This is a genomic window from Pseudomonas sp. PDM14 (genome assembly GCF_014851905.1).
GTDB lineage: Bacteria > Pseudomonadota > Gammaproteobacteria > Pseudomonadales > Pseudomonadaceae > Aquipseudomonas.
On the sequence record NZ_JACVAQ010000001.1, the window covers coordinates 2,404,217 to 2,422,784 of the forward strand.

At 66.0% G+C, this 18,568-nt stretch carries 19 protein-coding genes; 13 read left to right on the plus strand and 6 right to left on the minus strand.

What is annotated here, in order from left to right; genetic code table 11:
• Positions 1-92: 92 nt before the first annotated feature.
• From ftsY to IB229_RS11345, 5 genes are all read left to right on the plus strand, one after another.
• Entirely contained in the window at positions 93-1,520 is a 1,428-nt protein-coding gene (gene ftsY / locus IB229_RS11325; protein ID WP_192328549.1) for a signal recognition particle-docking protein FtsY, read from the plus strand.
• Positions 1,517-2,185: a cell division ATP-binding protein FtsE gene (ftsE, locus tag IB229_RS11330; RefSeq protein ID WP_192328551.1), complete on the plus strand. Its 669-nt coding sequence runs from the start codon at positions 1,517-1,519 to the stop codon at positions 2,183-2,185. The genes ftsY and ftsE overlap by 4 nt, the downstream gene beginning before the upstream one ends.
• Positions 2,185-3,195 (plus strand): permease-like cell division protein FtsX, encoded by a 1,011-nt coding sequence (gene ftsX / locus IB229_RS11335; protein WP_192328553.1) that lies wholly within the window; start codon positions 2,185-2,187, stop codon positions 3,193-3,195. Before ftsE ends, ftsX begins: the two co-directional genes overlap by 1 nt.
• Before the next feature lie 112 nt (positions 3,196-3,307).
• A complete protein-coding gene (rpoH, locus tag IB229_RS11340; RefSeq protein WP_192328555.1) occupies positions 3,308-4,162 on the plus strand; it encodes an RNA polymerase sigma factor RpoH in 855 nt (284 codons plus the stop codon).
• A gap of 159 nt (positions 4,163-4,321) precedes the next feature.
• Positions 4,322-5,008 carry a lysoplasmalogenase gene (locus IB229_RS11345; protein ID WP_192328558.1) on the plus strand — a complete coding sequence of 229 codons (687 nt, stop codon included), beginning with the start codon at positions 4,322-4,324 and terminating at the stop codon, positions 5,006-5,008.
• Here IB229_RS11345 and mtgA read toward each other — a convergent pair.
• On the minus strand, positions 4,944-5,687 hold the full coding sequence (mtgA, locus tag IB229_RS11350; protein ID WP_192328561.1) for a monofunctional biosynthetic peptidoglycan transglycosylase: 744 nt from the start codon (positions 5,685-5,687) through the stop codon (positions 4,944-4,946). The genes IB229_RS11345 and mtgA overlap by 65 nt on opposite strands.
• Before the next feature lie 69 nt (positions 5,688-5,756).
• On the opposite strand from mtgA, the gene IB229_RS11355 reads away from it, so the two are divergent.
• The 5 genes from IB229_RS11355 (at position 5,757) to IB229_RS11375 (ending at position 9,621) form a co-directional block, all read left to right on the plus strand.
• Positions 5,757-6,128: a DUF423 domain-containing protein gene (locus tag IB229_RS11355; RefSeq protein ID WP_192328564.1), complete on the plus strand. Its 372-nt coding sequence runs from the start codon at positions 5,757-5,759 to the stop codon at positions 6,126-6,128.
• Between the two features lie 122 nt (positions 6,129-6,250).
• On the plus strand, positions 6,251-6,451 hold the full coding sequence (thiS, locus tag IB229_RS11360; RefSeq protein ID WP_192328567.1) for a sulfur carrier protein ThiS: 201 nt from the start codon (positions 6,251-6,253) through the stop codon (positions 6,449-6,451).
• Positions 6,452-6,471: 20 nt separating this feature from the next.
• Positions 6,472-7,263, plus strand: coding sequence for a thiazole synthase (locus IB229_RS11365; protein WP_192328570.1), 792 nt, complete (start codon positions 6,472-6,474; stop codon positions 7,261-7,263).
• 190 nt (positions 7,264-7,453) lie between these two features.
• On the plus strand, positions 7,454-8,125 hold the full coding sequence (trmB, locus tag IB229_RS11370) for a tRNA (guanosine(46)-N7)-methyltransferase TrmB (protein WP_225579124.1): 672 nt from the start codon (positions 7,454-7,456) through the stop codon (positions 8,123-8,125).
• Positions 8,126-8,298: 173 nt separating this feature from the next.
• Entirely contained in the window at positions 8,299-9,621 is a 1,323-nt protein-coding gene (locus IB229_RS11375; RefSeq protein ID WP_225579125.1) for a DUF1329 domain-containing protein, read from the plus strand.
• A 207-nt stretch (positions 9,622-9,828) separates the two neighbouring features.
• On the opposite strand, the gene IB229_RS11380 is transcribed toward IB229_RS11375, so the two are convergent.
• Positions 9,829-10,284, minus strand: coding sequence for a hypothetical protein (locus IB229_RS11380; RefSeq protein WP_192328579.1), 456 nt, complete (start codon positions 10,282-10,284; stop codon positions 9,829-9,831).
• A gap of 150 nt (positions 10,285-10,434) precedes the next feature.
• A complete protein-coding gene (yrfG, locus tag IB229_RS11385; RefSeq protein WP_192328582.1) occupies positions 10,435-11,097 on the minus strand; it encodes a GMP/IMP nucleotidase in 663 nt (220 codons plus the stop codon).
• Positions 11,098-11,205: 108 nt separating this feature from the next.
• On the opposite strand from yrfG, the gene nudE reads away from it, so the two are divergent.
• The 3 genes from nudE to IB229_RS11400 are packed head-to-tail and all read left to right on the plus strand — an operon-like array spanning position 11,206 to position 13,041.
• Positions 11,206-11,772 carry an ADP compounds hydrolase NudE gene (gene nudE, locus IB229_RS11390; RefSeq protein WP_192328585.1) on the plus strand — a complete coding sequence of 189 codons (567 nt, stop codon included), beginning with the start codon at positions 11,206-11,208 and terminating at the stop codon, positions 11,770-11,772.
• Complete coding sequence (gene cysQ, locus IB229_RS11395) at positions 11,769-12,590, plus strand: 3'(2'),5'-bisphosphate nucleotidase CysQ (protein WP_192328588.1); 822 nt, start codon at positions 11,769-11,771, stop codon at positions 12,588-12,590. Before nudE ends, cysQ begins: the two co-directional genes overlap by 4 nt.
• A 1-nt stretch (position 12,591) precedes the next feature.
• Complete coding sequence (locus IB229_RS11400) at positions 12,592-13,041, plus strand: YiiD C-terminal domain-containing protein (protein WP_192328591.1); 450 nt, start codon at positions 12,592-12,594, stop codon at positions 13,039-13,041.
• Positions 13,042-13,125: 84 nt separating this feature from the next.
• Here the strand turns inward: IB229_RS11400 and IB229_RS11405 are convergent, their stop codons facing one another.
• The 3 genes from IB229_RS11405 to IB229_RS11415 all read right to left on the minus strand — a co-directional run bounded on the left by IB229_RS11405 (position 13,126) and on the right by IB229_RS11415 (position 18,528).
• The gene (locus IB229_RS11405; protein WP_192328594.1) at positions 13,126-15,009 is read right to left on the minus strand and encodes a beta-ketoacyl synthase; all 1,884 of its coding nucleotides are present in this window, start codon (positions 15,007-15,009) and stop codon (positions 13,126-13,128) included.
• Positions 15,010-15,341: 332 nt separating this feature from the next.
• A complete protein-coding gene (locus IB229_RS11410) occupies positions 15,342-16,721 on the minus strand; it encodes a sigma-54-dependent transcriptional regulator (protein ID WP_192328597.1) in 1,380 nt (459 codons plus the stop codon).
• Positions 16,714-18,528 (minus strand): sensor histidine kinase, encoded by a 1,815-nt coding sequence (locus IB229_RS11415; protein WP_192328600.1) that lies wholly within the window; start codon positions 18,526-18,528, stop codon positions 16,714-16,716. Before IB229_RS11415 ends, IB229_RS11410 begins: the two co-directional genes overlap by 8 nt.
• Positions 18,529-18,568: the final 40 nt, after the last annotated feature.

The following is an 18,568-nucleotide window of genomic DNA, read 5'->3' on the forward strand; positions in this document are numbered from 1 at the left end:
CGAAGAGGTGCTAGGATACCCCATCCTTTTCCGGGGCGGCGCGCTGGCTGTATTGGCTCTGCTGCGCCGCTCCCCTGAGATGCAAGCGACCCATGTTTGGTTCCGAAGACGACAAGAAGTCGCCAGCTTCCGCTGGCAAGACGCCGGGCGATGCCGGCGAGAAGAAATCCTTGTTCGGCTGGCTGCGCAAGAAGCCCCAGGAAGGGCAGAACGATGCGGCAGCGAACACCCCGCCGAGCGTTCCCGTCGATGCTGTGCCGCCGTCAGTCGAGCCGCTGGCCGAGCCTGCGCCTATAGCGCCCGAGCCGCTCAGCAGTGCTCCTGCCGCGGGGCCCGCACCCGTCATCGAGTCGCCTGCGGTTGTTCCCGCGGACCCCGCGTCTGCCGCCGAGGCAGTTGTCGCGGCCGAGCCCGTGGCCGAGCCCACGGACAAGCCAGCCGTGTTCTCGCGCTTTCGCATCAATGCCGGCAGTGAAGTGCCGCATGAGGTGCATGCTCCTGCTGCCCCCGAGCCGCTGGAGCCGGTTGTCGACGTGGTGGTACCTGCCGAGGCCACCTCGTTGGAGCAGGACAAGCCCGGCGATAACCAGGGCGGCTGGTTCGCCCGCCTCAAGCAGGGCCTGTCGAAGACCAGTGCCAGCCTCGGCGAAGGCATGGCCAGCCTGTTCCTCGGCAAGAAGGCCATCGACGATGACCTGCTCGAGGACCTGGAAACCCATCTGCTCACCGCCGACGTCGGCGTCGAGGCGACCACCGCGATCATCGGCAGTCTGACCAAGCGCGTGGCGCGCAAGGAGCTGGCCGACAGCGGCGCGTTGTACAAGGCCTTGCAGGAAGAGCTGGCCGCGCTGCTCAAGCCGGTCGAGCAACCGCTCACGGTTGACACCGGCAAGCAGCCCTACGTGATCCTCGTGGTCGGCGTGAACGGCGTAGGCAAGACCACCACCATCGGCAAGCTGGCGAAGAAGCTGCAGCAGGATGGCAAGAAGGTCATGCTCGCCGCGGGCGATACCTTCCGCGCCGCTGCAGTCGAGCAGCTGCAGGTGTGGGGTGAGCGCAACAACATCGCGGTGATCGCCCAGCACACTGGCGCCGACTCGGCTTCGGTGATCTTCGACGCCGTGCAGGCGGCCAAGGCCCGTGGCGCCGATGTGCTGATCGCCGATACCGCCGGGCGTCTGCACACCAAAGACAACCTGATGGAAGAGTTGAAGAAGGTCCGCCGGGTGATCGGCAAGCTCGACGACACTGCGCCGCACGAAGTGCTGCTGGTGCTTGACGCCGGTACCGGGCAGAACGCGATCAACCAGACCAAGCAGTTCAACCAGGCCGTGACCCTCACCGGGCTGGCCCTGACCAAGCTGGACGGCACCGCCAAGGGTGGCGTGATTTTCGCCCTGGCCAAGCAGTTCGGCCTGCCGATCCGCTACATCGGCGTCGGCGAAGGGATCGACGACCTGCGCACCTTCGTCGCGCAGGATTTCGTCCAGGCGCTGTTCGCGGAGAAGGAACGCACATGATTCGATTCGAGCAGGTCGGCAAGCGGTATCCCAACGGCCATGTCGGGTTGCACGAACTGAGTTTCCACGTACGACGGGGCGAGTTCCTGTTCGTCACGGGGCACTCCGGCGCGGGCAAGAGCACGCTGTTGCGCCTGCTCCTGGCGATGGAGCGACCGACCACCGGCAAGCTGCTGCTGGCTGGGCAGGACCTGGGCCAGATCAGCACCGCGCAGATTCCCTTCCTGCGTCGGCAGATCGGCGTGGTGTTCCAGAATCACCAGCTGCTGTTCGATCGCAGCGTGTTCAACAACGTCGCCCTGCCGCTGCAGATCCTCGGCCTGTCCAAGGAAGAGATCAGCAAACGCGTCGGCGCGGCCCTGGAACGCGTCAGCCTGAGCGACAAGGCCGAACAGTCGCCGGCGGACCTGTCCACCGGCCAGCAGCAGCGCGTCGGCATCGCCCGCGCCGTGGTGCACCGTCCAGCCCTGCTGCTGGCGGATGAACCTACCGGTAACCTTGACCCGCGTCTGGCGGCTGAGATCATGGGCGTGTTCGAGGACATCAATCGCCTCGGCACCACCGTGCTGATCGCCAGCCACGACCTGTCGCTGATCGCCCGCATGCGTCACCGCATGCTGACTCTGCAACGTGGTCGCCTGATCGGCGACGGGGAGGCCAGCTGATGAGCGAGAGCCAACGCAACCCGAAAGCCGCCGAACGCGTCGGTGCGGTGAAGGCCAAGGCCGACAAGCCGATCAACGAAGGCCCGGATTTCTCCACGCTGCTGCACGCCTGGCTGGAAAGCCATCGCGCCAGTCTGGTCGACAGCCTGCGCCGCCTGGCTCGTCAGCCGATCGGCAGTTTCTTTACCTGTCTGGTGATGGCCATCGCCCTGTCGCTGCCCATGGGTCTGTCGCTGCTGCTCGATAACGTCGAGCGCCTGGGTGGCTCCTGGCAGCGCGCGGCGCAGATTTCCCTGTACCTCGATCTCGACACCAACGAAGCCAGCGGTCAGCGCCTGCGCGACGAAATCGCCGGCATGGGCGATGTCGCCGAAGCCGAGTGGATCAGCCGTGAGCAAGCCCTGGCCGAGTTCCAGCAGCAGTCCGGCCTCGGCGAAGCCCTGCGCGAGCTGCCGGACAACCCGTTGCCCGGCGTGGTGGTGGTGACGCCGCATGAAGTCGACAAGGCGGCGCTCGAGGCTCTGCGTGGGCGCCTCGCCGAACTGCCCGGCGTGCAGCAGGCACAGCTCGACCTGCAGTGGGTCGAGCGCCTGTCGGCGATTCTCAAGCTGGGCCAGCATTTCGTCTTCGGCCTGACCCTGCTGCTGGTGCTGGCCCTGCTGCTGGTGATCGGCAATACCATCCGCCTGCACATCGAGAACCGTCGCAACGAGATCGAGGTGATCAAGCTGGTTGGCGGTACCGATGGCTACGTACGTCGGCCGTTCCTTTATATGGGCGCGTTGTACGGTGTCGGCGCGGGATTGCTGGCCTGGGCGGTACTGGCATTTGGCCTGGACTGGTTGAATGCGGCGGTGGTGCGCCTGGCCGGGTTGTACGGCAGCGACTTTGCCCTGGGCGGCGTGCCAGTAGACGATGGTCTGTCATTGCTGCTCGGCGCGGTCCTGTTGGGCTATATTGGCGCCTGGCTCGCCGTGGCGCGTCACCTCAGTGAACTGGCGCCTCGTTAGTAAGTCTATGTTTTATATGTGTTTATCTCACTGTAAGGAAACTTTTCCACAACCTTGCAGTCACAGGTCGCAGTGCTAAACTGCACCCGTTTTTGAAAGTCGGAGGTTTTTCATGACCACATCTCTGCAGCCTGTTCATGCCCTAGTCCCCGGTGCAAACCTGGAGGCCTACGTGCATGCGGTGAACAGCATCCCGCTGTTGACGCCTGAGCAGGAGCGCGAGCTGGCCGGGAATCTCTTCTACCACCAGGATCTCGAAGCAGCCCGGCAGATGGTTCTCGCCCACCTGCGTTTTGTCGTGCACATCGCGCGCAGCTATTCCGGTTACGGCCTGGCCCAGGCCGACCTGATTCAGGAAGGCAACGTCGGCCTGATGAAGGCGGTCAAGCGTTTCAACCCGGAAATGGGCGTGCGCCTGGTGTCCTTTGCGGTGCACTGGATCAAGGCCGAGATTCACGAATTCATCCTGCGTAACTGGCGCATCGTCAAAGTCGCCACCACCAAGGCGCAGCGCAAGCTGTTCTTCAACCTGCGCAGCCAGAAGAAGCGTCTGGCCTGGTTGAGCAATGACGAAGTGCACGCCGTGGCTGCAAGCCTGGGTGTCGAGCCGCGTGAAGTGCGCGAAATGGAAAGCCGTCTGAGTGGCCATGACATGGCCTTCGACCCGGCGGCAGACGATGACGACGACAGCGCATACCAGTCGCCGGCGCATTACCTGGAAGATCATCGCTACGATCCGGCCATGCAGCTCGAGGATGCCGACTGGAGCGACAGTTCCACCGCCAACCTGCACGAAGCGCTGGAAGGCCTGGACGAGCGCAGTCGCGACATCCTCTATCAGCGCTGGCTGGCCGAGGAGAAGGCGACCCTGCACGACCTCGCCGCCAAGTACAACGTCTCGGCCGAGCGCATTCGCCAGCTGGAGAAGAACGCGATGAACAAGCTCAAAGGCTCGATCCAGGCCTGAGTTTTCCAGCGCTCAAAAAAAGCCGCACCCAGGTGCGGCTTTTTTTCGCCTGCGATTCGCTGACGCGCTGCGCACAGGCTTGTGACGTGTGCAGAGTGGTGCGCCGGCAGCGTGGCGCGCCATGCTGGCGGCACTACAAGAAGAAGCCGGAGTGTCGCCATGCCCACTGCCCACCGTTATCTGTTCGGCCTGGCCTTGCTGCTAGGCGCGCTGTACATCGTGCTGTTGCCGTTCAAGCCCTATCCGCTCGGCTGGTTGCTCAAGCCGCTGCCCATGTTGCTGTTCGCCTGGCTGGCCCTGCGCTCCATACGCGGCGCCGCGGGTGGCTGGCTGGCGCTGGGGTTCGTGGCGGCGGCACTGGGTGATTTCTTTCTCGACTACGGTGATCGCGACGGCCTGTTCGTGCAGGCGCTGCTGGCGTTCCTGGTCAACCAGCTGGCCTTCATCGTCGGCTTCGCCCTGTTGGCGCGGAGCCGCTCCTGGCGCCTGCTGTGGAGCCTGCCGGTGATCGGCTATGCCGTGCTGATGATCAGCTGGATGCTGCCGGGTGCCGGTGCGCTGAAGGTTCCGGTGACCCTGTACTTCGTCTGCCTGCTGGCGATGGCGCTGTGTGCGGTGCGCGTCGAGCAGCGGCCCGGTCCGTTGTGGCTGGGGGCGCTGCTGTTCGTGATCGCCGATTCGCTGATCGGCGTGAACAAGTTCGTTCAGCCGTTCCCGCATGCCGTGCTGGTGATCGTCTGCTGCTACTTTAGCGGCCAGTCGCTGATCGCCTGGGGGCTGCTCAGGTTGCGGGGCGAGGCAGCCAGTCCAGCCACCAGTTCGGCAGCGGTCGGCTCAGCTGGTTGAGGTAATGGCTGCCGCCGAGCTGCTGCATCTGCTGGCGGATCCAGCTGGCCCGGCGGCTGACGTGCGGGCCGGGGCGGCCCGGATTCCACGCACGCGGATTGGGCAGTACGGCCGCCAGCAGGCTGGCCTGCTGGCGTGACAGATAAGGTGCGCCGACGCCGAAGTGATGACGCGCGGCGGCTTCCGCGCCGAACACACCGTCACCCCATTCCACGCTGTTGAGGTAGATCTCGAGAATCCGCTGCTTGGGCCAGAACACTTCGATCAACCCGGTGAACCAGGCTTCCAGCGCCTTGCGTGGCCAGCTGCGGCCGGACCAGAGCAACAGGTTCTTCGCCACCTGCTGGCTCAAGGTGCTGGCGCCACGCAGACTGCCGCCCTGTTCGTTGTGTGCCAGGGCCTGCTGGATGGCGGGGATATCGAAGCCCCAGTGCTCGGCGAATTTCTGGTCTTCGGCGGCGATCACCGCCACTTTCAGGTGGTCGGGCAATTCCCTCCACGGGCGCCAGCTGCGCTGCAGGTCGATGGGCTGGCCGTCAACCCATGACTCGACCTTGCGCTCGATCATCAGCGCTGTTCCCGGTGGATTGATCCAGCGCAGCACCAGCACCAGCAGCGCCGAACCGAGGGCGAACCAGAACAGTAGTTTGAACAGGCGGCGGAGCAGGGTGCGGAGCATGGATAGCTTGGCCGAAAGGTTGGAGCGGGCCATTATAGCCAGCGCTTATGGTCTGTTCGGGAGTGAATCATGCTTCGAGTGTTTCTGTCGCTGGCGGCTTTCGCCGGTTTCACCGGGGTGGCGCTTGGCGCTTTCGCCGCGCACGGGCTCAAGGGACGCCTGAGCCCGGAGTACCTGACGGTGTTCCAGACAGGCGTGCATTACCAACTGGTGCACGCGCTGGCGCTGTTCGGCGTGGCGCTGCTCAGCCTGCACCTGCCCAGCCGCCTGCTCACGGGCGCGGGTTGCGCCTTCGCCCTGGGCATCCTGCTGTTCTCCGGCAGCCTGTATACCCTGACCCTCAGCGGCATCGGCAAGCTCGGCATCATCACCCCGTTCGGTGGCGTGGCGTTTCTCGCCGGCTGGCTGTGCCTGGGCCTGGCCGCCTGGCGCGCCGCCTGACCTGGGGCAAGTCAGCGGCTGAACGCGCTAGCTATCATGGGGATGAATGGCGGCCTTTTACCTTGGTCGCCGCGGGTGATCGGGCTAGAATGCCGACCCTTTTATGTTCTGACTGCCCAGCCATGCATATCCAGTTGAACGGCGAACCCTGCGAACTGCCCGACGGCACGACCGTCGCGGACCTGCTCGAGCGCTTGCAGTTGACCGGGCGGCGCGTGGCGGTCGAACGCAATCTGGACATCGTGCCGCGCAGCCAGCATGGCGCGACCGTCCTGCATGACGGCGACCAGCTGGAAGTCGTCCACGCCATCGGCGGCGGCTAGACCGCCCGCGAGGAGTTGCCATGAGCGCCATCATCGACAAGCCATTCACCCTGGCTGGCCGCACCTATGCGTCGCGCCTGCTGGTCGGCACCGGCAAGTACAAGGATCTCGAGGAAACCCGCCAGGCCATCGAGGCCTCGGGAGCCGAGATCGTCACCGTCGCGGTGCGCCGTACCAATATCGGCCAGAACCCTGGCGAGCCGAACCTGCTCGACGTAATCTCGCCCGAGCGCTACACCATCCTGCCGAACACCGCCGGCTGCTACGACGCCGACGAGGCCGTGCGCACCTGCCGGCTCGCGCGTGAGCTGCTCGACGGCCACAACCTGGTCAAGCTGGAAGTGCTGGCCGACCAGAAGACCCTGTTCCCCAACGTCATTGAAACCATCAAGGCCGCCGAAGTGCTGGTCAAGGACGGTTTCGACGTGATGGTCTACACCAGCGACGACCCGATCATCGCCCGTCAATTGGCGGCGATGGGCTGCATCGCGGTGATGCCGCTGGCCGGCCTGATCGGCACCGGGCTGGGCATCTGCAACCCTTACAACCTGCGCATCATCCTCGAAGAAGCCACCGTGCCGGTGTTGGTCGATGCCGGCGTGGGCACTGCGTCCGATGCCACCATTGCCATGGAGCTGGGCTGCGAGGCGGTGCTGATGAACAGCGCCATCGCCCACGCGCAGAATCCGGTGCTGATGGGCGAGGCGATGAAGCACGCGATCATCGCCGGGCGCATGGCCTACCTCGCCGGGCGCATGCCGAAGAAGCTCTATGCCAGCGCGTCGTCGCCGCTGGATGGCCTGATCAAGTAAGCGCCTGTTGATGGTCCGCTGCACGTTGGCCGGGCGTCGTTGAGCGCCGCCCGGAGTACTCATTGGCAAAACCGTTCCCTTGCTTGCTTCTGCCTGGCCTGGCTCTAGCTCGCGAACCCTAGACAGGCTCTACGAGAACCTCATGAGCGAAGACAATCAGCCGGCAGAAGAAGGCGCTACCGAGCGCCACCTGCGCGGCATCAAAAGTTTCGTCATGCGCTCCGGGCGCATGACCGAAGGCCAGCAGCGCGGCCTCGACAACGGCTGGCCGAAATTTGGTCTGCAGCTGGAGGATGGCCCGCGTGATTTCGACCAGGTATTCGGTCGCAGCGCGCCGCGTACCTTCGAGATCGGCTTCGGCATGGGCCACTCCACGCTGGAGATGGCTGCCGCCGCGCCGGAGCAGGATTTCATCGGCGTCGAGGTGCACAAGCCGGGTGTCGGTGCTCTGCTCAACGGCCTGCTCACGCAGAACCTGAGCAACGTGCGCGTCTACAGCTGTGACGCCCTGGAAGTGCTGCGCGATTGCGTGGCCGATGCCAGCCTCGACCGTCTGCTACTGTTCTTTCCAGATCCCTGGCACAAGGCCCGTCACCACAAGCGGCGCATCGTCCAGCCGGCGTTCGCCGAGCTGGTGCGGCAGAAGCTCAAGGTGGGTGGCGTGCTGCACATGGCCACGGACTGGGAACCCTACGCCGAGTACATGCTCGAGGTCATGAGCGTTGCGCCGGGCTACCGCAATGTCGCTGTCGCTGGCGACTACGTGGAACGTCCGCAGGAACGCCCGGTGACCAAGTTCGAGCGGCGTGGCGAGCGTCTCGGTCACGGGGTCTGGGACCTCAAGTTCGAACGCTGCGAATAATGCAAAACACCCCGTGGATGGGGTGAAAAATGACCGGGACCACCCGGCGCCAGGATGGCTTTGACCTCCCCCGATGGCTATCTGCAAGTGCCGCCCCCCTGGGCTGTATAAAAAGAACAGCAGCGCGTCGTCAGCGCTGCGAGGAGAACGCTGTGTTGAGAACCATTGCAATCATGCTGTTGGCAGCGGTCGCTCTGCCTGCCTACGCACGGGTCGATGCCGCCCAGGCTGCACGCCTCGGGCAAGACCTGATGCCGCTCGGCGGTGAGCGCGCGGGCAATGCCGCGGGCACCATTCCGTCGTGGGAGGGCGGCCTGTCGACCCCGCCGGCCAATTACCAGCCGGGCATGCACCACCCTGATCCGTATGCCACCGATGCCCAGCTCTATCGCGTCGACCAGAGCAATGCGGCGCAGTACAAGGCCATGCTGGCGCCGGGCTTCCAGAAATTGCTGGAACAGCACCCGGACTACTACCTGCGCGTCTACCCGACTCGCCGCAGCGCAGCCGCGCCGCAGCGCATCTACGATGCCACCCGCTACAACGTCAGCAATGCCTCGCTGATCTCCGGCGGTAACGGCGTGGAAGGCACCGCGGCAGGAATTCCGTTCCCGATCCCGCAGAGCGGCACCGAGGCGATCTGGAACCACATCATGCGTTACCGCGGCGAGCAGATCCGCATGATCACCAACCAGGCGGCGGTGCTCAACAGCGGTAGCTATGTGCTGCTCAAGCGCGAGCGCGACGTCCTGTTCATCTACGGTCGCGAAGGCATGACCCCCGGCGAGCTGGACAACACCCTGTTCTTCTACAAGTACCAGGTGACTGCGCCGAGCAAGCTGGCCGGTTCCTCGCTGGTGGTGCAGGAAACCCTCGACCAGGTCCTGGCGATCCGCAAGGCCTGGCGTTTCAGCCGTGGCGAGCGTCGCGTGCGGCGCCTGCCGATGCTGGCGTACGAAGCGCTGCAGCCGGACACCAACGGCATGGCCACCGCCGACGTGGTCGACGCCTACAACGGCGCACCGGACCGCTACGAGTGGGACCTCAAGGGCAAGCAGGAAATGCTCATGCCCTACAACAGCTACGCCGTGCACCAGAAGGGCGTGCCGTACGACCAGATCCTCAAGGCCAAGAGCGTCAACCCCGAGCTGCTGCGCTATGAGCTGCACCGTGTGTGGGTGGTCGAGGCCAGCTTGCGCAAGGGTTTCAGCCATCCGTATGCCAAGCGTCGCTTCTACCTCGACGAGGACAGCTGGCAGATCCTCGCCGTCGACCTGTACGACAAGAACGGCGACCTGATCAGTCTGCAGGAAGCGCACCCGATCAGCTACTACGACGTGCCGATGTTCGGCAGCACCCTGGAGACCATCTACGACTTCAAGGGCAGCCGTTACTTCGTCGACGGCCTCGACAACAACGAGCCGATGTACGACTTCAACGTCAAGCTGAACAAGGGCGACTTCACTGCCGCCGCCCTGCGCCGCGAAGGCATCTAAGGAAGCTCTGAAAAAGGTAGCGAGCGATGGTTAGGCAAGGCGAAATCAGCCGAAGAAGCGCAGTTTACGAGCTGTAAATGAGCATTTTGAGACGCCGCGTCCCGGGCTGATTTCAACGCTGCATAACCGAGCGCAGTAGTTTTTCAGGGGTTCCTTAAGCTTCCGCGCAAGAAAAAGCCCGCATCTGCGGGCTTTTTCGTTTCTGCCTCAATCGTCGTGGTGATGACGCTTGTGCTTGCGATGCTTCTTGCCGTGGTGATGGCGGTCGTCATGGCGCTGGCGGCGGCCTTCATGGCGATCATCGTCGTCATCGGCGCCGAAGCTGTTGCCCAGCGCGCCGCCGGCACCACCGCCGACTGCCGCGCCAATCAGGCCGCCGGTATCACCACCGAGCTTCTGCCCGACCACATTGCCGCCCGCCGCGCCCAGGCCACCGCCCACGGCGGCCTGCGCCCGGCTGCGCTTGTCCGCGCCCACCGCACTGCCGGCGGCGCCGCCGAGGCCGGCACCGATCGCTGCGCCCGTGTCGCCGCCAACCTGCTGGCCAACCACCGAGCCGAGCACGCCGCCCAGTGCACCACCGACCCCGGCTTCGGTGTTGCCGGCCCATGCCGCGCCGCTGGCGAGACCCAGGCTGAGCAGGAGCAAGGAGGAATACTTCATGGTTCAAACCTCTGCAGAGTGACGAGGGCATCCTGCCAGCGCAGACGCGTCAGGCAAGCGCGGCGGGTCACGCGCGCGAGGTACTTCACGGGGTGGGCAAATATAGCCGGAGGCAGCGAACTGCCGGGCCTGGTGGTGGTCGGCGTGGCGTTACAGGCCGTCGATCAGGCGCCGGTAGTCGTCCACGGCGGCGAACTCTTCGGTGTCCTTGAGCGGTTTGCAGCTGTCCGGCTGGCACACGCCGAGCAGGTGGGCGACACCAAAATCGCGGGCGCTGCGCAGGATCGGCAGGCTGTCGTCGATAAACAGGCTGCGCGCCGGGTCGAAAGGGAAATCCTGCTGCAGGGCGAACCAGAACTGCTGGTTCTCCTTGGGGAAGCCATAGTCGTGGGAGCTGATCAGGCGGTCGAAATAGGGCGCCAGTTCGATGCGCTCCAGCTTCAGCGACAGCGAGTCGCGGTGCGCGTTGGTGATCAGCACCACGCGCTTGCGGGCACGCTGCAGGGCGGCGAGGAAAGTGTCGGCATCCGGGCGCAGGGCGATCAGGTGGGCCACTTCGCGCTTGAGCTCGCGCACCGAGAGTCTCAGTTCGCGGCTCCAGAAGTCCGTGCAGTACCAGGGCAGGGTGCCGGCATGTTCGCGGAACAGCGGCAGCAGCTCGGCCTCGGCGGCCTCACGGCTCACGCCGTGCAGTTCGGCGTAGCGCTGCGGCAGGTGTTCGAGCCAGAAGTGGTTGTCGAAGTGCAGGTCGAGCAGGGTGCCGTCCATGTCCAGCAGCACGGTGTCGATCTCGGTCCAGGGCAGCAGTGGCATGGCGGGTTCTGGCATGAAAAAGGTGAAGGGATGTGTACGGCGGCAATCTGCAACGGAACAATCACGGCCGCCGGGGTATGATACTCGTTCGTTTCAAGGAGTGATCCCATGCGTGAGAAACCCGTCGTGCTGGCCCGCGAGATCGTCGCCAGCAGCCGCCTGTTTCGCGTCGAAGAGCTGCAGTTGCGCTTCGCCAATGGCGTCGAGCGCACCTACGAGCGGCTGGTCGGCAAGGGCGCGGGCTATGGCGCAGTGATGATCGTGGCGCTGCTCGACGACGAGCACGCGGTGCTGGTCGAGGAGTACTGCGGCGGTACCGACGCCTACGAGCTGTCTCTGCCCAAGGGCCTGATCGAACCTGGCGAGGATGTGCTCGATGCCGCCAACCGCGAGCTCAAGGAAGAGGCCGGTTTTGGCGCCCGCCAGCTGGAGTTGATCGCCGAGCTGAGCCTGTCGCCTGGCTACATGAGCCAGAAGATCCAGGTGGTACTGGCCCGCGATCTGTACGAGGAGCGCCTGCCGGGCGACGAGCCCGAGCCGATGCGCGTCGACCAGGTCAGCCTGCGTGAGCTGACCAGCCTGGCCCAGCATCCGCAGTTCACTGAAGGCCGCGCCCTGGCAGCGCTGTACCTGGCGCGCGACATCCTCAGCCAGCGTGGAGAGTTTCGCCTGTGATCCATCCCTACCTGAATGCCGTGGTTGCGCTGGTGCAGACCGCTGGTGAGGCCACCCTGCCGCACTGGCGCAACGACGTGGCGGTCACCGCCAAGGCCGATTCCTCGCCGGTCACCGCCGCCGACCTGGCCGCGCACCATATCCTCGTCGCCGGCCTGAGCGCGCTGGCGCCGGACATCCCGGTGCTCTCCGAGGAAGACAGCGAGATCGCCTTCGCCGAGCGGGCCAACTGGCAGCGCTGGTGGCTGGTCGACCCGCTGGACGGGACCAAGGAATTCATCGCCGGCAGCGAGGAGTTCACCGTCAACGTCGCGCTGATCGAACGCGGCCAGGTGGTGTTCGGCGTGGTCGGCATCCCGGCCAGTGGCCGCTGCTATTACGGCGGCAGCAGCCTGGGCGCCTGGCGCGTCGAGCGTGATGGCGAGCCGCAGGCCATCGCCGTGCGCATCGCGCCGGTGGATGCCTTCACCGTGGTCGCCAGCAAGCGCCACAGCAGCCCCGCGCAGGAAGCGCTGCTCGCCGGCCTCAGTGCGCGTTTCGGCGACCTGCAGCTGGCCAGCGTTGGCAGTTCGCTGAAGTTCTGCCAGCTCGCCGAAGGCAATGCCGATTGCTACCCGCGCCTGGCGCCGACCTCGCAGTGGGACACCGCGGCGGCGCAAGGCGTGCTCGAAGGCGCAGGCGGCGAGGTGCTCGACCTGAGTGGCGAGGCGCTGACCTACGAGGCGCGCGAGTCGTACCTCAACCCGTCCTTCCTCTGCCTGCCGCGCATCGCCGCCTGGCGCACCGAACTGCTGCAGCTGGCGCGCACGCTCGATTGAGATGAGCGATGACCGCCGCTACCTGGAGCAGCTGCTGCACCAGGACATCCCGCTGACCCAGGCCCTCGGCCTGCGTGTGCAGGGCTGGGCTGACGGCGAACTGCGCCTGGGATTGCCGCTGGAGCCGAACCTCAACCACAAGAGCAGCATGTTCGGCGGCAGCCTCTACTGCGGCGCGGTGCTGGCCGGTTGGGGTTGGCTGCACCTGAGCCTGCGCGAGGCGGGTGTGGCAGGTGGGCACATCGTCATCCAGCAGGGGCAGATCGACTATCCACAGCCAGTGCTGGCCGATGCCGTGGCCGTCTGCGCGGCGCCGGCAGCGGCCGAGTGGGAGCGGTTCCTGGCCCTCTATCGGCGTCGCGGGCTGGCGCGGATCAAGCTGCACAGCCGCATCCTCGCAGGTGGTGCCGAGGCGGTGCGTTTCAGCGGGCAGTACGTGCTGCACCGCTGACCGTCTGCAGATTGTCGCGGGCCGCCTACGGCGCCCGCGCCAGGAGCTTGTTGGTCACACCTTCCCCTTGCGGCCGGCGCTCGCTTAGAGCATGTCGCGGTAGCGCTCGTCCTTGCGGTAGCGCAGCGGCTGGTTGAAGCCGGGGATGCGGATTTCCTGCTCGTCGATCTGCAGTTCCTGGTCGTCGATCAGGTCGTGGCCGAAGTTGTAGATGATCTCGAACTGGCCGAGCAGCGCCTGCTGGTCGTAGGCCTGGGCGGTGGCGCGGGTCTGTTCGCGCTTGGCCTGCCAGGCGCCGAACGCTGCCTCGCCATGCCGCTTGCGCAGCATGCGCTCGACCACGTGCGGGGCCAGCAGCACGCCGCTGGCGTTGTTGCCACCGAAGCCCTTGGAGTTGATGAAGCACACGTCCAACGGGCCCATCTGCCGGTCGCGGGTTTCCAGGCTCAGGTGTTGCTGGTGCACGTCATCGGCGACCCGGTCGATGGTCTTCAGCCCGGGCAGCAGGCCGTAGCGGAAGGTGCCGAGCGCGGAGATCACCTGGTCGGCGCTGGCGCTGGCCAGGGAGTGACCGACGAAGGCCTTGGCCGCGGTGATCGGCCAGTCGTCGATGGCGAAGGCGGCGGCGACGCGGTCGAGCAATTCGGATTCGCTAACCCGGTTGGCCGGCGTGCTCGAGCCGTGGGCGTGGACGAAGCTGCGCTGGCGCACACCGTCTTCGCCAACCAGTTGCATGGCGGCGGCCACGGCCTTGGCCAGGGTCAGGTAGTTGCCGGGGCCGGGCGCGGAGATCGACTTCTTGAAGCCGTCGGCGTTGATGAACACGTCGGTGGCGGCGCCGTGGATGTCGGCACCCAGCTGCAGGGCCAGCGCGTCGTCCATCAGCACCACGAACTGCGCCGACTCGGAGAGGGTGAAGCCGCAGTTGTCGCCGAACGGACGGCTGGCGCGGCGGAAGTCGACGTCGTCACGGCCCTCGATCTTGCGCAGGCCTTCTTCGGTGGCCAGCGCGCCCATGGCGCCGTAGCCGTCGATGCATTCTTGGGTCAGCGGCGCCTCGCTGTTGCCGACCAGGGCCACGCGGGCCTGACCGCTGGTGATCTGCTCGATGGCCTTCTGCAGGTTGTAGAGGAAGGTGGCGCAGGCGCCCGTGACGCTGCCGGTGCTGCCGACGCTGCCCAGCACGTAGGCGTTGATGAAGTCGGCCGGCATGGTGTTGAGGCCCAGCGGGCACTGCTTGGCGGTGACGCGGCCGCCCTTGAGGCGCGCCTGCAGCATACCGCCGAAGCCGTTCTCGTCGAGTTGGCTCATGATGCTGCCAGAGAACACCGCGACTTCGTCCGGCTGCACGTGGTCGAGAATGTGGGCCCAGGGCAGGCCGGTGGAGCGCAGCGCATCGGTGGCGCCGACGATGGCCATCTGCAGGCCGCGCGGGTGGAAGCGCGAGTTGTACAGCTCGCCGGGCTCGAAGCCGCTGGGCAGCTGGCCGGCGGATTTCACTGGCAGCGCACGGTAACTGTCGACCTTGAAATCGCAGCTGTCATGCAGGGTCACCCGCACCTGCAGGTCGTCCAGCGGCTCGATACTCCAGTTGGCCGGCAGCGGTTCGGGCAACTGCTTGCGGGTGGTGGTGAACTGCGCGTGGCTGACGGTCAGGTTCTTCTGCCAGTGGGCAGCGTCGACATCCAGGTGGCGCTTGTCGATGCGCCGCACCATGGTGCCGGCGAGAATCGCTTCGGCATGCTGCGCTTCGATCTCGGCCAGGCTCAGCGGCGTGCCGTCGGGGGTGCAGTGGCGGCCGTCGATCACCTGCACCAAACGCATCATCACGGCTAGGCCGGCGAGGGTTTCCTGGCGCGCATGGCTGTCCAGGGACTCCTGGACGACACGGCGGAAGCCGTGGTGGAACGAACTTCTGCCCGCGGGGTTGTAACCACCGAAACCCACGATGACGGGTAGTCGAGACATCACTCGGAACTCCTGCAGTCGACCAGCGCGTCGAGGCGGGGCGCGTGCACAACTGGCGACAGGCGCGCAGCGGCAACGGCTTTCCCCAGCCAGACGGCACATGCCGGGTGGCGACTCAAATGAATCGGGATACCCGGTTGACGCGGAGTGTGACTATTGAGTCACGTTCTATGGCGACGCTTAGAACCAGCTTACGATCTTCTGTCTGTCGGCCATACGGCGTTAAAAGTGCCCTCGGAATGCTCATTTACAGCTCGTAAACTGCGCTTCCTCGGGCACTTTTGCCTTGTCTGGCTCTAATTCAGAAAATCGTAAACAGGTTCTTTTGCCGTTTATTCGTGGTCGTCATTATTGCTTCCGGCGAAGTCCAGGCCGTGCTTGCGCAGCTTGTCGTGCAGGGTCTTGCGGGCGATGCCGAGGGCTTCGGCGAGACTGCGCAGCGAGTTGTGCGCGTTGGCCATCTCGGCGCTGATCAGCGCGCGCTCGTAGGCTTCGACCTGTTCGCTGAGCCCGGCGCCACTGGCCGGGTTCACGCTGTTGCCGCTGGGGGCCGGCTCAAGGCCACTGTCCAGGCCGAGGGCGAAGCGCTCGGCGGCGTTCTGCAGCTCGCGCACGTTGCCCGGCCAGCTGTGCCCGAGCAACTGCGCGCGCAGGGCGGTCGGCACGTCGCGGCCCGGCAGGTTGTGCCGCTCGGCAGCGGTGACGGCGTATTGCTGAAACAGCAGGAGGATGTCTTCGCCGCGCTCGCGCAGGGGTGGGATGCGCAGCGGTGCGACGTTCAGGCGGTAGTACAGGTCGGCGCGGAAACGACCCTGGTCGGCCGCCACGCGCAGGTCTTCCTTGGTCGCGGCGATCACGCGGATATCCAGCGGGATCAGCTGGTTGCCGCCGAGGCGCTCGACCATGCGCTCCTGCAGCAGACGCAGCAGCTTGACCTGCACGTCCGGGCTCATGCTCTCGATTTCGTCGAGGAACAGCGTACCGCCGTTGGCGAACTCGAACTTGCCGATGCGGCGCTTCTGCGCGCCGGTGAAGGCGCCCGGCTCGTGGCCGAACAGCTCGCTTTCCACCACCGACTCGGCCAGCGCGCCGGCGTTGATCGCCACGAACGGGCCTTTGCTGCGGCTCGACAGGTCGTGCAGCGCACGCGCCACCACTTCCTTGCCGGCGCCGGTTTCGCCGAGGATCAGCACGTCGGTATTGATCGAGGCGAGTGCGCTGACCTGCTCGCGCAGGCGCTGCATCGGCGCGGACTGGCCGGCCAGGCGGGCACCGAGCTGCTGGCGATCGGCCAGGGCCAGGCGCAGGCTGCGGTTCTCCAAGACCAGGCGACGCATCTCCAGGGCACGGCGCACGCTGTCGATCAGCGCCTCGCTGGGGAAGGGTTTTTCCAGAAAATCGTAGGCGCCGCTGCGCATGGCCTGCACGGCCAGCGGCACGTCGCCGTGGCCGGTGATCAGCAGCACGGGCAGGTCCGGGTCCTGATCGTGCAGTTGCTGCAGCAATTGCAGGCCGTCGATGCCGGGCATGCGGATGTCGCTGACCACCACGCCCGGCCAGTCGTTGCTCAGGCGCGCAGCCAGGCCCTTGGCCTCGGCCAGGGTCTCGACGCGGAAGCCGGCCAGGTCGAGGGTCTGGCTCAGGGCCTGGCGCAGGTGCGGGTCGTCGTCGACCAGCAGAACCTGGATGTGGCTGTCGATGCGGTTACTCATGCGGATAATCCTCGGCAGACTCCGGGTTGGCGCCCGGCGCGGCATTGCGCAGGTGCAAGGTGATCAGCGCGCCCCCCTGGGGATGATTGGCCAGCGACAACTCGCCGCCCAGCGCGCGCATCAGCGTGTCGCAGATGGCCAGGCCCAGGCCCAGGCCCTGGGTGCTGGTCTTGGTGGTGAAGAAGGGTTCGCGCGCGTGCTGCAAGGCGGCCGCGGAGAAGCCCGGTCCATTGTCGCGCAGGTGCAGGTAGACGCCGTCGGCGTGCTGTTCGGCACTCAGCCACAGGCGCCGCGGCGGTCCCTTCTCCGACAGTGCGTCGAGGGCGTTGGCCAGCAGGTTGCCGAGCACCTGGCGCAGGCGCGTTTCGCCGGCCTGCACCCACAGCGTGGCCTCGGGCAGGTCGCGGATCAGCTCCACGTCCAGCGCCCGGCGGCGCTTGGCCAGCAGCGCAAGGGCATCGTCCAGCGCCGGCTGCAGCGCCACGCTTTCCGGGGCATGGCGGTCGCGACGGGCGAAGGCGCGCAGGTGGGTGATGATCGAGGCCATGCGCCCGGTCAGCTCGCTGATCTGCTTGAGGTTGCCGCGGGCATCGTCGATGCGCTGGTGATCGAGCAGCACGCCGGCGTTGTCGGCATAGCTGCGGATCGCCGCCAGTGGCTGGTTGAGTTCGTGGCTGATGCTGGCGGACATGGTGCCCAGGGCGGTGAGCTTGCCGGCCTGGACCAGGTCATCCTGGGTGCGCACCAGCTCCTGCTGTGCCTGTTCGCGCTCGAGCACTTCGTCCTTGAGGCGGGTGTTGAGGGTTTCCAGATCGCGGGTGCGTTCCAGCACGCGAATTTCCAGCTCGCGCTTGGCGCGGGCATCCAGAGCGATGCGCTCGATGTAGTGGCGGCGGCGCTGCAGCATCAGGCCGAACAGCAACAGCAGAACCAGCAGGCTGGCGCCGCTGATCGCCAGCACCGTGCGCACCGGGCGTTCGACGAGGGTGCGCGGGGCGAGGATGGTCACCGTCCAGCCGGTTTCCTTGAGCTCGCGGCTCTGGATCAGCCAGCGGTTGTCGTCGATCTGCAGCGGCTGCGGGTTCAGCGTCGGGTAGGGTTGCTCGGCGGCGATGCGCGCCAGTTCCTGGTGGGTCAGCGGACGGCTGGCGCGGAAGCGCCAGTCCGGGTTGGAGGTGAGGATCACCACGCCGTTGGCGTCGGTTACCAGCAGCTGCTCCGGGGTCTGACCCCACAGGGTTTCGGTGTAGTCGAGGTCGACCTTGAGCACCAGCACGCCGAGCTTCTGCTCGCCGTTGCGTACACCGGCGGCGAAGTAGTAGCCGCGCTTGCCCGAGGTGGTGCCCTGGCCGAAGAAGCGTCCGAGGCGCCCGTCACTGGCAGCGCGGTAGTACGGCCGGAAGGTGAAGTTGCGGCCGATGAAGGTGTCCGGCTGGTCGAAGTTGGAGGTGGCGCGGGTGGTGCCTTGCGCATCCATCAGGTAGATCACGTCGGCGCCGGTCTGCTCGCGTACGCGTTGCAGCAACAGGTTGGCGTCGTTGACCGACTGCGCGTCCGGCTCACCCTGCAGGACGCCGCGCAGGGTCGGCAGATCGCCGAGGATCGGTGGCAGTACCTCGAAGCGCCGCAGGGTGCCGAGCAGGTTGGCCACGTAGAGGTCTAGGGTCTGGCGGTTCTGCTCGATCAGCTCGCTGCGGTAATAGCGCTCGGCAAGGTGCTGCAGGGGCCACAGCAGCGGGGCCAGGAGCAGTGCCAGCAACGCCAGGCTGCGCCAGCGCGGGCGAGGGGGGAGAGGTGTCGGGGTCATATCACGCGCCTGTTGGACAGACGCATTATGCACTGCCTGG

What these genes read in the sequence shown, in the direction of transcription:
- IB229_RS11365 (WP_192328570.1), top strand. Translation starts at nt 6,472, where the DNA reads ATGAGCGCCATCATCGACAAGCCATTCACCCTGGCTGGCCGCACCTAT.
- ftsY (WP_192328549.1), top strand. Translation starts at nt 93, where the DNA reads ATGTTTGGTTCCGAAGACGACAAGAAGTCGCCAGCTTCCGCTGGCAAG.
- IB229_RS11415 (WP_192328600.1), bottom strand. Translation starts at nt 18,528, where the DNA reads ATGACCCCGACACCTCTCCCCCCTCGCCCGCGCTGGCGCAGCCTGGCG.
- ftsE (WP_192328551.1), top strand. Translation starts at nt 1,517, where the DNA reads ATGATTCGATTCGAGCAGGTCGGCAAGCGGTATCCCAACGGCCATGTC.
- IB229_RS11380 (WP_192328579.1), bottom strand. Translation starts at nt 10,284, where the DNA reads ATGAAGTATTCCTCCTTGCTCCTGCTCAGCCTGGGTCTCGCCAGCGGC.
- nudE (WP_192328585.1), top strand. Translation starts at nt 11,206, where the DNA reads ATGCGTGAGAAACCCGTCGTGCTGGCCCGCGAGATCGTCGCCAGCAGC.
- IB229_RS11375 (WP_225579125.1), top strand. Translation starts at nt 8,299, where the DNA reads ATGCTGTTGGCAGCGGTCGCTCTGCCTGCCTACGCACGGGTCGATGCC.
- yrfG (WP_192328582.1), bottom strand. Translation starts at nt 11,097, where the DNA reads ATGCCACTGCTGCCCTGGACCGAGATCGACACCGTGCTGCTGGACATG.
- IB229_RS11405 (WP_192328594.1), bottom strand. Translation starts at nt 15,009, where the DNA reads ATGTCTCGACTACCCGTCATCGTGGGTTTCGGTGGTTACAACCCCGCG.
- IB229_RS11345 (WP_192328558.1), top strand. Translation starts at nt 4,322, where the DNA reads ATGCCCACTGCCCACCGTTATCTGTTCGGCCTGGCCTTGCTGCTAGGC.
- thiS (WP_192328567.1), top strand. Translation starts at nt 6,251, where the DNA reads ATGCATATCCAGTTGAACGGCGAACCCTGCGAACTGCCCGACGGCACG.
- IB229_RS11355 (WP_192328564.1), top strand. Translation starts at nt 5,757, where the DNA reads ATGCTTCGAGTGTTTCTGTCGCTGGCGGCTTTCGCCGGTTTCACCGGG.
- rpoH (WP_192328555.1), top strand. Translation starts at nt 3,308, where the DNA reads ATGACCACATCTCTGCAGCCTGTTCATGCCCTAGTCCCCGGTGCAAAC.
- mtgA (WP_192328561.1), bottom strand. Translation starts at nt 5,687, where the DNA reads ATGCTCCGCACCCTGCTCCGCCGCCTGTTCAAACTACTGTTCTGGTTC.
- IB229_RS11410 (WP_192328597.1), bottom strand. Translation starts at nt 16,721, where the DNA reads ATGAGTAACCGCATCGACAGCCACATCCAGGTTCTGCTGGTCGACGAC.
- ftsX (WP_192328553.1), top strand. Translation starts at nt 2,185, where the DNA reads ATGAGCGAGAGCCAACGCAACCCGAAAGCCGCCGAACGCGTCGGTGCG.
- IB229_RS11400 (WP_192328591.1), top strand. Translation starts at nt 12,592, where the DNA reads ATGAGCGATGACCGCCGCTACCTGGAGCAGCTGCTGCACCAGGACATC.